The 15,126-nt window shown below is 37.6% G+C and carries 10 protein-coding genes and 1 pseudogene; 1 reads left to right on the top strand and 10 read right to left on the bottom strand.

From position 1 onward, the window contains the following. Positions 1 to 292: 292 nt before the first annotated feature. From HGD76_RS24570 to HGD76_RS24560, 3 genes and pseudogenes are all read right to left on the bottom strand, one after another. A pseudogene (locus HGD76_RS24570) lies at positions 293 to 4,370 on the bottom strand (Eco57I restriction-modification methylase domain-containing protein). Between the two features lie 36 nt (positions 4,371 to 4,406). Next, entirely contained in the window at positions 4,407 to 4,805 is a 399-nt protein-coding gene (locus HGD76_RS24565; RefSeq protein ID WP_168697606.1) for a four helix bundle protein, read from the bottom strand. Between the two features lie 78 nt (positions 4,806 to 4,883). After that, positions 4,884 to 7,865: a DUF8741 domain-containing protein gene (locus HGD76_RS24560; protein WP_168697582.1), complete on the bottom strand. Its 2,982-nt coding sequence runs from the start codon at positions 7,863 to 7,865 to the stop codon at positions 4,884 to 4,886. A gap of 483 nt (positions 7,866 to 8,348) precedes the next feature. Here HGD76_RS24560 and HGD76_RS24555 point away from each other — a divergent pair, with 483 nt between their 5' ends. Beyond that, entirely contained in the window at positions 8,349 to 9,047 is a 699-nt protein-coding gene (locus HGD76_RS24555) for a class I SAM-dependent methyltransferase (RefSeq protein ID WP_168697581.1), read from the top strand. A 38-nt stretch (positions 9,048 to 9,085) separates the two neighbouring features. Here HGD76_RS24555 and HGD76_RS24550 read toward each other — a convergent pair whose 3' ends face one another. The 7 genes from HGD76_RS24550 to HGD76_RS24520 all read right to left on the bottom strand — a co-directional run bounded on the left by HGD76_RS24550 (position 9,086) and on the right by HGD76_RS24520 (position 15,107). Beyond that, entirely contained in the window at positions 9,086 to 9,313 is a 228-nt protein-coding gene (locus HGD76_RS24550) for a hypothetical protein (protein ID WP_168697580.1), read from the bottom strand. A gap of 8 nt (positions 9,314 to 9,321) precedes the next feature. Next, a complete protein-coding gene (locus HGD76_RS24545; RefSeq protein ID WP_168697579.1) occupies positions 9,322 to 9,720 on the bottom strand; it encodes a site-specific integrase in 399 nt (132 codons plus the stop codon). A 21-nt stretch (positions 9,721 to 9,741) separates the two neighbouring features. Beyond that, the gene (locus HGD76_RS24540) at positions 9,742 to 10,062 is read right to left on the bottom strand and encodes a hypothetical protein (RefSeq protein ID WP_168697578.1); all 321 of its coding nucleotides are present in this window, start codon (positions 10,060 to 10,062) and stop codon (positions 9,742 to 9,744) included. Between the two features lie 33 nt (positions 10,063 to 10,095). After that, the gene (locus tag HGD76_RS24535) at positions 10,096 to 10,428 is read right to left on the bottom strand and encodes a hypothetical protein (protein ID WP_168697577.1); all 333 of its coding nucleotides are present in this window, start codon (positions 10,426 to 10,428) and stop codon (positions 10,096 to 10,098) included. A gap of 138 nt (positions 10,429 to 10,566) precedes the next feature. Further along, entirely contained in the window at positions 10,567 to 12,795 is a 2,229-nt protein-coding gene (gene recD2 / locus HGD76_RS24530; protein ID WP_168697576.1) for an SF1B family DNA helicase RecD2, read from the bottom strand. A gap of 288 nt (positions 12,796 to 13,083) precedes the next feature. After that, entirely contained in the window at positions 13,084 to 14,397 is a 1,314-nt protein-coding gene (locus HGD76_RS24525; RefSeq protein ID WP_168697575.1) for an IS1096 element passenger TnpR family protein, read from the bottom strand. Positions 14,398 to 14,810: 413 nt separating this feature from the next. Then, the gene (locus HGD76_RS24520; RefSeq protein ID WP_168697574.1) at positions 14,811 to 15,107 is read right to left on the bottom strand and encodes a helix-turn-helix domain-containing protein; all 297 of its coding nucleotides are present in this window, start codon (positions 15,105 to 15,107) and stop codon (positions 14,811 to 14,813) included. Between the last annotated feature and the right edge of the window lie 19 nt (positions 15,108 to 15,126).

Below are 15,126 nucleotides of genomic sequence, written 5' to 3'. Positions count from 1 at the left end.
ATACAATTATCCTCATAGTCAACCAATGACTAATGAAAGCAGATAGTATAAAACTTTACGTTTCATTTATTAAACATCATCCCCAAATCTCTATTTTTCATAGACAATAAAACACTTACATCCTGTACATCCTTACATCCTGGTTATCCTGATTCAGACAATTAATAATTATCAAACACACACCGAAAATATCCAAATTTCATCCTGTACATCCTCTAATCCTGGTTATCCTGATTCAGACAATTAATAATTACGAATTACGAATTACGAATTACGAATTACGAATTACGAATTACGAATTATCCCACGCTTCTAATACTAATCTTTGGGTTCTATATTCCCCAAATTGTTTGATTTCATTGTTCTTTAATACTCTAAATGTTTCACTGGGAAAATCTGCACCATAGACTTCAGCAGGATCTAATATATATCGTAGTTCATCGCGGGTGAGTTGGTAAAGTTTGGCGTAATATGCGTCTAATTCGGCTCGAATTAAGGCGCGTTTATTGGGATTCCAAATAAAAGGTTCTCCGTTGTATCCCATGTCTTGCGCGAAGGGTTGCATATCCCAGGATGTGTACACTAATTCGAGGACGCGGGGGGCGATATATTCTATGTCTTCTTGTGTGTATTTTTCTGGGGGAATAACTGGAAGTTGTTTGATTATGAAAAAGTTTAAATTTGTACCTCCTATTTTTTGACGAGTAACAAAATCAAAAACTAAACTATTTAAACATCCATATAAACAAGTTATTAAATCTGTTTTTTTTGCTGTTGGAATCATCATAAATACACTATCACCAAGTGCGATTTTAGGCAATAAACTAAAAATAGCAGTATGTTCATTGACTGTTTTCGTAATACGTCTAAAACCTAACAACCAATTCTTATCCCAATTATCACTTAACTTATTTTCAACTTCCTTTTTGTCTACCCAATAACGAGATTTAACAGTAAAAGATAAATCGCTTTTTTCATCATCTGTTAAATCACGAGTATCACCATTATCTGTATAAGTCGCCCAACGGTGATCAAATTGATGAAACATTTTCGCTTCATATAATGGTACTAAATTATCACCAGGTTCATTGTAAAATAACTCGCTATCACTAGACATATTAAATAAACCTTGCATAAATGAAATACCCCAAGGGTTAATTCCGGTTTTCTCATTTTCTAGAACTGGCACATTTTTATATATCTTTTTAGTTAATTCTGCATCTTTGCTACTTCTAAAAACTGGACAGGTGAGGGTATTAGGATTAATTAATGCAATATCTTGAGGTGAAAGTTGAAATAACCGTGTTTGATTTTCTAATTGTTTAGGTTGAGTCAGGAAAAATGCAAAATTACCACGTTTAATTGGTTTACAAGTCATAGCAAGTAAAGAAAATTTTATTTGTCTATCTATACCAATAAATAACCCTTCTCTATTTTCAAAATCATACAAACTTGCTAAATTCTGCTTTTGAATTAAATCACCAAAAAACCTTTTACAAGTATCATCAGTTGCGATACCTGTAGGAACAATTACCCCAACTCTACCATGACCACTAATCAAACTTCTCGCAGTTTCCGCAAACACAGAATAAGTATTAATTTTCCCCACCGCAGTTAAAGGAAATCTTCCGGCTTCCCGAATAAACTTATTTTGTGCTTCCGCATCATGTTTAGCATCTTCAAAAGCCCGTGCTAACCCTGGATTTTGCTTTGGTAATTCCTTAATCAACTTTTCCCGCGCTGCTTTATTTTGTGCGTTCGCAATTTCTAAACTGCGAGAGGCGAAAAACTCCTTTTCAGCAATTTGTAATATTTCCCAAGGAGGATTACCTAAAACACAATCAAAACCTTTCGGTAATTCGTAATTCGTAATTCGTAATTCGTAATTACTTGAATTTTCGGGTTGAGGGTTGAAAACTTCGGGGAATTCTAAAGGCCAATGAAAGAAATTCTTTTCCTGTGCTAACTTATTCGCAGCATCAATTAACCCTTGTAATTCGTAATTCGTAATTCGTAATTCGTAATTCGTAATTCGTAATTCGTAATTAGAATCTGAATTAAGAACCTTTTGGACAGTTTCCCGTTTTAACCTATCTATAGTTGCTGTAGTTGGTAAAAGTTGTAAATTATGTTCAGTTAAATACATGAAAAATGCCGCAGTCCATAAATTACAAGCTGCTTTTTTTAACCACCAATGATTATCTAAAAGATTATCTTGATATTTTCTCTCTTTTTCCTTAACTTCCTGGGGTGTATTTTCGGAAAAGTCCGCTAATTCTTGCCATAATTTCGCAAAGATGTAATTATCATCAGCAGCAGTTTCAAAAATAGATAATTGTCCTTGGTTTTCCCGTTCTTTCTTATTCCGCTTCTTAAAATCAGTCGCTAACTTCTTGTCATCACCCGTCACCGCTTTAAAAGCATCATCAGGAATACCTGCATCTAAACAATCTAAATCCAAAACACCAACGAGAGAATTACCGCATTTTATCCGATGATCTAAAAAGTTCAAAGGTTTACCAGTCGCAAAACCTTCAATCCATAAAGCCACCTTACACAAATCAACCGCTAAAGGGTTCAAATCTACCCCATAAATACAATTTTGAATCACATCACGCACCGCTTGACGTAAAGGTTCTGGTGCTGGTTGAGATTCCCCTGTTCTTACTTTCGCTAATTCCTTTCCTATGCGTCTTGCTGCTGCTAATAAAAAATGTCCAGAACCACAAGCGGGGTCTATGACTTTTATGCTTAATAGGGATAATTCGTAATTCGTAATTCGTAATTCGTAATTTGGAATTTGGAATTTGGAATTCGTAGTTTGTAATTCGTAATTATTAGAATTGCTAGTTTTTTGTTCAGCTTGGCGTAATTTCTCCTCAATAACTGGTTCTAATGCTGTCTTAATTAACTGTTGGACAAGTTGGGGAGGTGTGTAATAAGAACCTGTGGTTTTTCTATCACTTCCAAATACTAAATTAAATTCATATATGCCTTGATTTTGTTTAATTTGGGGGTGAAAATCTAATAAACTTTCATAGACACTTCCCAATTCTTCCACATCCAAAGCCGCATAATTTACCCGGCGTGTTTGACCTTTATCCTCATACAAGGATAAACAACGAATGGCAGTTAATAAATCATAATTATCAATACCACAATTATCTAAATCTGTCAAGGTTTGCGAACCAAATAAATCACCGTTTAAAGGCGATAAACCTAATATTTGTCCGCGCCAATTTTCATCAAATAACTTAAATGTCACCCGTAAACCTTGCCAAATATCTTGAAATCCTTCCCGACGATAGCGAGGACGTTCTGCTAATTCTCTTAATCTTTCAATACTGTAATATTCAAGATAAATTCTCGCTTTTTCTGTATCTTCTCCAATTAATAATAAGTTGCGAGATTCAGCCACCATTAAGAATAATAGGCGATAAATTAACCGCAATAATTGACGGTAATAAATTAATTCGTAATTCGTAATTCGTAATTCGTAATTCGTAATTATCGGAGTATTTTTGGCAGAGATTTTCACTATCACGATGTTGAATAAAGCCGTTTCCTAGCTGTATCAAAGCTTTTTCTACCCCGTCGCGCAGTCTATCCCGGACTCTTCCCCCTTGCTGTAAACTCTCTTGATGGTAATATTCCAATAGGCATTTATCCGCATCATCCGCAGTTTCTGGTAAACGGGAACGGTGGAAAAGCCGATAAAATAGACCAAATTCGGCAAAGTTCTCACCGTTGAGAATCTGCTCTAGGTCAAATTCGATATAAGTAAGGCGAGTCATTAGAGAAGAGTCGCGTAATAACCGCCAGCGAAAACCATTAGTTGCGATCGCCCAAAGATGCTCTGTCTTGTTAAGATATTCCTGTACTAACCCATGTGCTGATAACCGGGGTGTGCCACTGGGAGGACGTTTATCAATATCCAGACGACAACCAATAATATGAATGGGGGGATAATTCGTAATTGGTAATTCGTAATTCGTAATTCGTAATTCGTAATTCGTAATTGAAGAGTCGGATGGTGATACAGCGCGGTGGGAAATGGCGTAGGTTTGCCCTTCTACGACTTCGGCTTTAGCGGTATATATGGGAGTATATCCCAGACTTTTTAACAGCAGTACAGCCATTTCACGGGTGATACTGGTGGCTGTATCTTCCGCATCCAGCCTATTTAATTGGCGTTGAAAAGATGCCCAATAGGCTTTTGCATCACCCCAAGCGATCGCAATTTCATCTTCAAGTTTATCAGTTTTCGATAACCCAAAATCCGCCGGTGTTTGTCCTTTGATATTACCTGTTAATAGTTCGGTAGTAATATCTGCTGCGAGTAAGTTGCCTTCAAATTGTACGCCAATCATAGTTTTAATTCGTAATTCGTAATTCGTAATTCGTAATTATTTGTCTTTAAGTTTTTTGGTAGAAGCGACTAAGATTTTTCCAATTTCGTTAGCTTCTTGGAGAAGTAAGGTAAATTTTGGTTTATCTACTAATTCTGATTCTATCAAAATTTCTAACCAGTATTGAGTTTCTCTGGCTTCTTTCAGGGCTATTTCTAATTTATGAATGAAGTCTTTATCAGATTGAGCAGATTGAGCTTCTCTAACATTTGCGCCTACAGAAGTACCAGACCGCAATAACTGTTTAGAAAGTGTCCGATAAATTCCTGGTTTTTCATCAAGAAAGCAACAAGCTTTGATTATCCTAATTGCAAATTGTTTTGTCCTATCTGTAATTGTGATATGATTGTTGCTTTTGACATTTACATTTGCATTTGTGTTTGTCACCTTTAACATCCTCCCTTGCTTCTTTCTTAAATTCCAAATTCCAAATTCCAAATTCCAAATTCCAAATTCCAAATTACGAATTACGAATTACGAATTACGAATTACCCCCGGTTGCAAGATATACACCCCTAACAAATCCATCGGTAACTGTGGTATTACCTGAACCCTGCCCTCCTGAGTAATTGCCCGTACACGCTGATGGGATTGGGATAAGGAGTGCGATCGCTCTTTGGCAAATAATTCTAAGTCTGTTTGCAACTCATCTAAACGATTCAACAACTCTTCTACCTCCTGTTTTTTCAGTCCCGCAGGAGCATCAGCCACCGGGTTAGCTTGTTCTAACAATGCTTTTGCGTCTTCCGGTGTTAACCACATCGGATTTGAGGGCGGTCCGGTAAACCCCACTACAGCACATTCTTCTCCTAACAGTTCATGATTACGCTTGAGCGTATCCCCACCTTGAGCTAAAGCCCGACTACTAACTTTTTGTGTCAACAAATGTCGCAATCTTAACAACAATAAAGTCGTTCGTTTAGTTACAGTATCCGTAGTTGTAAACCCGCACCTAGCTACTAAATCATTTTCAGAATTAAGCAAAGCTACTTCTAAAATATGACGCGCTAAACCCTCCACCAAAGGATGATTCCGTCCCACATATTCCACCCCAAACGGTGCAGGTGTGGTAAAAGTAATTAACCGTTTTTCTGTCCCTAAAGTAGGTTTTAAAAAATCAGGAATTGACGGTAATAACCATCCTTGTTTTTTCTCAATCAAGGCACAATTTAACTTTGCACAAGCATTATTCACAAACCTGAATACATCCTCTTCACTACCGAGAATTTGGTCAGATTCCATCAATTCCTGTTCTACTTCTGTGGGTTTAATTGCCTTTTGTGCAAAGCGAGTCCGGCTGATTTTTTCCCGTTCTACAGCCTTATCCCATTGTTTATGCACCTGTGCAACGGCTGATTCTCCCTCATCTAATAAATCCAATAATGACAACTGCTGCGCGTCCGTACTCTTATCAAATAAAGATTTAAACACCGCTTCAGAAACAGTAGTGCTATCCATTGGGACAGGAACAGTAATACCCAATGTTTTATGTATTTGCACTGCTTTACGAATTAACACTTCTAAAACTGCCCCATCTACGGGATTATCCTGACCATAGAGTAAACAACTTTTTACCTGGGTTGCTACCTGTCCATAGCGGTCAATGCGTCCTTCTCGTTGTTCTAATCTGTTAGGATTCCAAGGTAAATCATAGTGAATCACCGCACTAAAATGGGACTGTAAATTTACCCCTTCACTCAAACAGTCAGTAGCAACCAGCACTCTTTGAGGATAGGACTTTAATTCTTGCAGCCTAATTTCTCGTTCATCTTCCGACTGTTCCCCAGTAATGGCAATCACCCGAATTTGTCCACTTTTCTTTTCTAATTTCTGTTTCAAGGCATTTGCCACATAATTAGCTGTAGCAATGTAGCGACACCAGATAATCGGGTTGTAATTATTTGCCAGTAGGGATTGAATATAATTAATACAAGTTTGTAACTTTTGGTCTTTATTCCCCTGTAACTCTGCCGCAGCTTGGATAAAAGTCCGCAACTTGCGTTTATCTGCATCCCCATAACTTTGCTTTCCCTGTTCTATTACCACAGTGGGAGCAGCATCTACAGCTTGTTCCTGGTCTGTGGGATCATAAACATAGGAACTCATCAAATCTTCATCTAATTCGTAATTCGTAATTCGTAATTCGTAATTCGTAATTCGTAATTCGTAATTCGTAATATTTCCTATGGCTACGCTACGCGAACGTAATTCGTAATTCGTAATTTCCAACTCCTCCTTATTCCCTGACTCCTTGCTTGTTAAGTTACGGTTTAAGGTGGCGATCGCCGCAGCCGGAGAAGACATGACACAACGAATTAATGCCAATGCTGACCAATAACGTCCCCGGCGTTGGGCATGACTCATTTCTGCGGTAGTAGTTTTTACTAACCCTCGTGCAAAGTTATAAACTTCTTCAAAAAGCTGTTTATATTCCTTAGATAACTTGTAAGGTTCTTCGTCTGACTTGCGTTCAGGAAACGGCGTTTCATTCCCTAACCATAGTTTCACATCTGCCCGTCGTCGTTGGATAAAATGACTGGCTAATGTATCTCGTTCTGGTTCTGTCAGTTTGTCCAACGTTAAATTTTCAAACTCTGGCTGGAGTAACCCTAACAATGACAGGAAAGATTCTTCAATGCCACTATGGGGAGTAGCCGAAAGCAATAATAAATGGCGGTTTTGTTTTTGGGCAATCTGCTGAATTAATTGATGTCGTTGCTGTTGGGATGTACCTTTACTGCCAGAACGGGTACAAGTATGTGCTTCATCTACAATGACAAAATCTGGACAGTGGGTAATAAAACTAGCTTTACGGCGTTCTGCTTTAGCATAGTCGAGGCTGACAATAATATGGCGATAGTAACTAAATACATGAGAACCGTTAGGTATTGCTCGTTCTAATTTAGAAGCCGTACCCGAACGGATCACCACCGCATCAATATGGAATTTTTCTCTTAATTCTTGCTGCCATTGCTCACATAAGTGAGGAGGACATAAAACCGCTATCCGTTTCACTTCGCCTCTATCTAACAACTCACGGGCAATTAAACCAGCTTCAATGGTTTTACCAATACCCACATCATCAGCAATCAATAATCTCACTGTTTCTAATCGCAGTGCCATCAACAAAGGAACTAGCTGATAAGGACGAGGACGCAATGACAACCGACCCAAGCAGCGAAAAGGACCCGCCCCACTCCGTAACAGATGCCGGGCTGCATCCATCAATAACACGGCTGCTGTGTGGTCTTTAATACTGTCAGCAGTAGGCAGGGGAAAGGTTGCAGGTGCTAGATTTTCTAAATTTAACTGCCGATAAATCCCTACCATTTCCTCTTCGTGACCACTGAGAGGACGGAGACGAATCAGGTCTTGATTTTCATCTGGCAGCACTACCCATTGCCGACTGCGGCAACTGACTATAGAACCGGGGGTGGGGGTTAAAGTATCTGTCATCGTTTCGCTGTGTTGGCAAAGTTAGCAATGTAAACCAGGTAGAAAGGATACTTCTTAACTACCTGCCGGTTTATGTTATATTAATGACTATCAATATTACTGTTTAGTATAAAGCCATTTAATCAAGCAAATGCAACTTTATTATAAAAAGTGACAATTTTTACTTCTATGATAAAAACTGTAATATTTCCACAAATATAGTCCAGGAAGGTAAAATCTGACTATGTAAACTTTTGATAAATTAACAAACCAATATAACCTAGTATTTACTCTTAGTAGTGCTAATTGACACAGCTTACTTGCAATGGAGTATAAAATATGTAAACCTGCTATGACTGCTATGTTTAGGGGTTTAGTATTTATTTGACACCAAGAGACAGAGCGTAGTGATCCGAAGGTAATGGTCTTTGAAATATTGACTATACATAAATTATAGAGATTTAGGTAGTCGGGAAACTGTTGATAAATTTAAAATTACCTAAAATGACTGAACAACAACCCATACAACAGAAAATTCAAGAATTAGCTAACCAAGCGATAGCGAAGCGCTGCTGCAAGCAGTTCGCCGAAGGAAACCCATCATCTTGGTTTGAAATTGTCTATTCAGAATCTCTTGGTGATGTAAATCAAGTTCCTTGGGCAAAATTGACCCCCCATGACTATTTACAAGAGTGGTTACATATCCATCACCCCAGTCAAGAAAAATCTTCAGCCTTAGTCATTGGTTGTGGTTTAGGAGACGATGCAGAAGCTTTAGCACAAAAACAATATCGCGTCACAGCCTTTGATATCTCACCCACTGCTGTTAATTGGTGTCAGGAAAGATTCCCTAACTCATCTGTTAATTATACAGTTGCAGACCTATTAGCAATTCCTAGTCAATGGCATCAAACTTTTGATTTAGTTTATGAATGTAGAAACATTCAAGCACTACCATTAAACGTCCGTTCTCTAGCTATTGAGTCAGTTTCTTCTACGGTTGCAATCGGGGGAACTCTCTTAGTAATTACAGGTTTTCGAGAAACAGAAGCTGAACCAGATGGACCACCTTGGTTATTATCTGAATTTGAACTGAGTCAGTTTAAAAAATGGGGATTAACAGAAATTTCTCGTCTGCCATTTGTAACACCGAATAGACCTTACATTAGAATTGAATATCAACGACAATTGCCCACTTCATAAGGTTTTCTTCAGGGAATGTTGCTAAATAATGCTATCATTTAGATTCCCAAATCTTCAAAATAGGCTTTGATGTGTTTATCTAAGTCCTGTAATGCAAGTTCCATAGTGGAATAACTGCTTTTCCCTTCATAAACTGTTCCACCATAATCATAAGCTCTGACAAAAGAATCAATATATTCACTTTCTCCTATTTCTATCCAACCGCGTTCTTCTACAAAACGGTTAATGTGGGGATATTGTTCTTCAAAACTGTTGGCTTTTGGCATCTTGGTAATTACTCACTCACAGCATCAAGAAAGTCCTGTTTACCTTCTTTGATAGTTTCTTTAACTTCAGCTTCTATCTCAGGACTAATTTTCTGGGTTTCCACCATATAAGAGAAAAACTTTTTGAAAGAAGTCATGTAAGATTTAGTGCTGCTTTCAGATGCCCACATTGCTTTACGTGGGAAATAATCTAATAGAAAAGAAGAAACATCTTGATCATCAGCTTCATCAATTTTTTTAAATGGTTCATAGTAAAAAAGATAGTCAGCAAAAAAGTGAATATTACCAAGATGCTGTTTTATTGTCTTACGGGAAAGACCAGCTTGTTGTAACCATGTGTAAAAACCCTCCAGAATCGGTTGATTATACTTTTGGATTTTGGCTACTTCTTTGTCAAAGTCACTCATAATGTCTTGTGATTTAGATAATTAAGCCCGTTTTGCTAACAATGTAGAACTATCACCTTGATGAAATTTGATTTTTCCTTCCAGTTCATTTTCGTCTTTCAATTTTAACCAACCACTACCAGAAGCCTCATCATTTTCATCATTGCCCTCCCAAGTAAATTCTAATTTGTTAGCATTGCCATCTTTAACAATATCCCCATCAATATATCCAGTAACCAATCCAAACTGAAACTCCCCATTTCCTTGTTCATCAATTTCAATATAAGCCTGTACTTCCATATTAAAATATTCATCATCCCAGTTCGACATTTCATAAATATGCCAAGTTCCAGTAAATTCCATGATTTTATCCTCCAGATTTAAACATTTACTATATCAGTATTTTTGTGATTTTTTTTCATCTTCCCCAGTGATTAATTGGAAAATATCATGAGGATGGTTATTATCATCTGGTTCAATAGTAGCTTCATCAGAAAAACCAGCAGCAGCAAATTGAGATTTAATGGATTGTAAGTTAATTCGTGTCAAATAAGATAGGTTACTTGATAAACCATGAATTGTTGTTCGACGAGTGCCTGAATGTTGCTTAGAGTAAGCTAAATCATTCGCAAGTACCCATACAGCTAACATATAAACATCTTTAGGAAACTGAATAGAAATTGTTTTTAATTCAGAGATTCTTACTACTTTACGTTCGTTTATAGACATTTGTACTCTCTCCTAATATTATGTGGATTTAATTTATTCACAATACCAACCTTTGCTGTAACCGTGTATATCGTTGCATATCATTATTCGTTTATAGACATTTATACTCTCTCCTAACATTACATGGATTTAATTTATTCACAATACCAATCTTTGTTGTAACCGTGTATATCGTCGCATATCATTAGTAGAACGCACAGCCAAAGATATAGCTTTTTTTGCCCCAATTACAATTGCTAACTTTTTAGCACGGGTTAAACCTGTATAAAGTAGATTACGAGTAAGCATCATATAGTGCTGCATATAAAAAGGCAAAATCACCACCGGATATTCAGAACCTTGGGATTTATGTATAGAAACACTCCAAGCTAAAGTAATTTCATTGAGGTCAGCATAATCATAAACTACAGAACGTTCGCCATACTTCACATTTATTTCTTGTTCAACAGTGTCAATATCCGTGATAATTCCTAAATCACCATTAAATACTTCTCTTTGATAATCGTTAGTCTGCTGAATTATTCTGTCACCTACCCGTAATGTCATCCCACCCCTGGTAATCTCTACCTTATCGGGACTTTTAGGGTTAATTAATTCTTGCAATACCGTATTCAGATTGCGAGTACCCACTAATCCCCTTGACATCGGACAAAGCACTTGGACATCCGTAGCGGGGTTAAATCCTAATTTTGGGATCAAGTCTGTAATTAATTCACAAATTGTTTGCACCCCATGTTCTGGCTGAAATCCCCCTCCATGCCACAAACAGTCGGAAACTGGGGAATTACTGATTGGTTCGATGGTGGGATACTGCCCCCGGTTAATTTCGTGGGCTGCGGTAATAATTGCACTCTGTTGAGCTTGACGGAATACCTGAGTTAGTCGTATCACTGGGACTCTACCAGAATGTATTAGGTCAGCAAGGACACTACCTGGTCCCACTGATGGTAACTGGTCAATATCTCCCACCAATAAAAGTTGTGCGCCGGCTGAGACTGCTTTGACTAAGGCGTATGCTAAAAATAAATCTAACATACTGGCTTCATCAACAATAATTGCTGTTTGAGGTAACGGATTATCGTTGTCAGATTTAAAACCCCTTGTTTTGGGGTCAAATTCCAATAAACGATGTATGGTCTTTGCTTCTAAACCAGTCATTTCCGCCAAACGTTGTGCTGCCCTTCCAGTTGGTGCAGCTAAAGCAATGGATTTACCCATCGCCTTCCATAAACTGACTATGGTATGGGTAGTGAAAGTTTTACCAACACCTGGACCCCCTGTAAGAATCATGATCTGCGAGTAAGCAGCCATTTCTACAGCTTCCTGTTGCTGTTGGGAAAGTTCAATTTTTTGACTTTGTGTAAATCTTTCCGTCCATGCTCGAACGCGAGGAATGTCAGTAGTAACAGGCTGACTCAAACGCTGATGTATCAGTTGGGCAAGGTTTTGTTCAGTATGAAAATAAGTAGGTTTGTAGCAAAGTAATATATCACCATCCTTTTCTCTAATTAACTCATCTTTCAAGGCCATGTTTGTGATAGTTTGAGTTATTGCCTGTTCTGTGGGCTGATGAGATTCAGTAGTCAGCAGTTTAATTACGGACTCAATCAGTTCTGGTTGTGGTAAGTAGCAATGACCATCTTCAGCGGCTTCACTCAAAGCATGAACAAGTCCGGCACAATATCTAAACTGAGAATCAGGTGCAACTCCTAAATTACGGGCTATTTTATCAGCAGTGAGAAAACCAATACCATAGATATCAGTAGCTAATTGGTAGGGGTTATTGGTGACAATAGCGATCGCTTTATCGCCATACTGTTTATAAATCTTGACTGCATAGATAGTAGAAACACCATGTCCTTGCAGAAATACCATCACTTCTTTGATAGCCTTTTGAGTTTCCCAGGCGGTTTGTATCAACTTGATGCGTTTTTTAGCAATACCATTAACTTCAATTAAACGATCAATGTGATTTTCAATGATTTCCAGAGTTTCTGTTCCAAAGTGGGCAACAATTCGTTTTGCTGTGACGGGTCCCACACCTTTAATTAATCCACTGCCCAAATACTTTTCAATACCAGTAAGTGTAGCTGGTTTGGTTTCTTTATAATTAATTACTTGAAATTGTGGTCCATATTGGGGATGTTCCCGCCAAAAACCCGTTAGTTGTAGTGTCTGCCCTGGTTGAATATTGGCAAAACTGCCGACAATGGTTGTTAAATCTTTGATACTAGAGCGAGTTAAGCGTGCCACTGTGTAACCGGACTCCTCGGAATAAAAAGTGAGGCGTTCTACTACTCCCGTAATGGTTTCTTGGGGAACAGAAGCATTAATTTGTGGGGAAGTCGGGTTTGGTGCAGTGGACATTGTTTGCTTAAATTATGGTACAACCATGAAAAAGTTATAAGTAATGAGACAGAATTAATTACATACAGCGGTTTCCGCTCTTATGAGGTACATCTTAGCCCCCTCATCGCTTGCGGGGAGGGGGTTGGGGTGGGGTTCTTGTACCTCATAACACCGGGAAGTGCTGTAACTGATTTTTCTGTTTCCCGTTCCCTGTTCCCTCTCTAAATGAGTGAATTTAATTTTGTCCGACTATTTATTTTAAAATCATTTTTTGACTAATCTATTTAACTTTAAATAACCTTAACTTTAATCATCATCAGGTTTTTTCAACTCTATCGTCCATTCATCTTCTATAAAACATACTATATATTCTTCTTCTTGTTCTGGTGGTTGACCATGAGATTCTAAAACTTGCGATTCTTGTATCTCCCCATGATCGGGGTCAATTTTTTCTAGATATAAATCAAATTCCCATTCATTCCGTAAATCAAAGATAAATTGTAAATGATTTTCTATTTCTAGGGATAAATCACCTAAGCGAAAATCGCTGGTATCGGGGTTAGATTCAAGTTCAGGATGGTCAAATTCAAGAATTCTGCCTGTGCGGTCTTGGTAGATAAATGTGTACAGATGTCGAGGGTCAAAATCAAAGGCTTCGGCAATTGCTGTAGCTACTTCATCTAAATTTAAGTAACTAGGAATAGCAATGCGTCGCCAAGTATCCTGTAAAGTAACTTTAAATATATAAGTACCTTCAGTAAAACCGCCTTCTGCAATCACTAAAGTTTGTGACCATTCGGGAAAATAGGGTTGAAAATAAGGTTTTAAAGTCTCAAAAGCTATCCGAAAATCTAACCGAAATTTGGCATAATCTTCTATTTGGATATTTGTACGGCTTTCTGTTAATATAGCCATAATTGCATTACCCAAAGGCAAAGGTTTAACATCAGTAAAACGCCAGCCTTTAGCGGGTTGTGGTTGTCCTGATGTTAGTTCAATTAAACCAAATAAATGCAAAAGAGCGAGATTATGGAATCCAGGAAAATAACCTAATTTATCTTGTTCTAAATAACTATTAAATTTTAATCCTGCTTCTGGCATATCTTCCCAAAAGAATAAACACAGATATGCTTGGTCAAACATATCTCTTTCGTTGCCTAATAGTTTATTATCTCCCCAAACTAACCAAGATTCTAATAGTGTAAAATATTGTTCTGTGGGGTTAAAATTCTGCCAAATTTGCAGAAATTTTGGGTCTAAAACTAATTTGCTCTTTTTACCTTTGGTAATTAGTTGAGATAGTCCAGAAGCGCGGAGAAGGAAATAAAGACCGTGAATATAGGGGTAAGATTTTTGGACAGGACGTTTAAAATTAATATCTATGGGAGAACTTAATAGAGAGTTAAGCTGTTGCAGGTATTTAAGGGAGAATTGGTGATGAGTGTTACTAACTTCAACGCCATCAGGTTGGAGAAATTCTAAAATAGTTTGAAAATCTTTTAAAATTGTGCCTGGGGTATGTTGACTAATGGTTTGTTGTTGAAGTAGTTGTTTTTTATCTGCCGTCAGTGGTAGTTTATCTCGGATTTTGTCGGGAATGATAGAAAATAGTTCATTCATCTGATTTAAGAAAAGAAATTTATTCAAATACAGGTTTTTATTTGGGGAATGGTTGCAAAATTTTCGATATTTAGCCCATCACTCTTTACTAAAAATCTCTTCTAGAGTTAGGGGTTTACCCGCAAGTTCAGAAGCTAAATCCCTGAGTTTAAACAGAGTTTCAAAATGTCCACGATCCAATTGTCCCTTTTTGGCAGATGACAGGTTTCTGTTATCTAATCCAGTCATTTCCTTAGCTTTTTGAAAGATATGTTTTTGTCTTCTGTCCAATAACTAGAAAGGTCAATATATTTAGTAACAAAAATACTTAGTTTCTGTTGGATTCTCATTTGCCAAAAAATTTCCCTACCCCAAGTCGCCGCTTTCATCGCTATGTGTAGCCAAAATAAAGCTTGGAAATGCTACTTTATTCGCTATTGCCGCTCTTTTGGAATTACCTCAAACAATTCACCCATTCCACAGCCGAAGAAATCACACAGAACTGCTAAAGTATCAACATCATAACGCTTTGCAGAGTTATCACACAATCCCCTAACAGCAGTAGGAGTTAGCCCAGTCGCCTCAGCCAGCGCCGATCTGGTCAAATCTTGGGCATCAATTAAATCCTGTAAGCGACAACGAAGTTTGACTTTCAACTGCTGCACAGCTTTTCTGTCACTTCGTTTAGTAAATTTTGGGGGAACGTTATGATTCATTAAGGATGCTGTCATTTAAAAGTCTTTCGTTTCT

It is taken from the genome of Dolichospermum flos-aquae CCAP 1403/13F (genome assembly GCF_012516395.1).
GTDB classification, from domain to species: Bacteria; Cyanobacteriota; Cyanobacteriia; order Cyanobacteriales; family Nostocaceae; genus Dolichospermum; species Dolichospermum lemmermannii.
The sequence above is the reverse complement of the archived record's forward strand: the minus strand, read 5'-3'. Positions and strand labels throughout refer to the sequence as shown.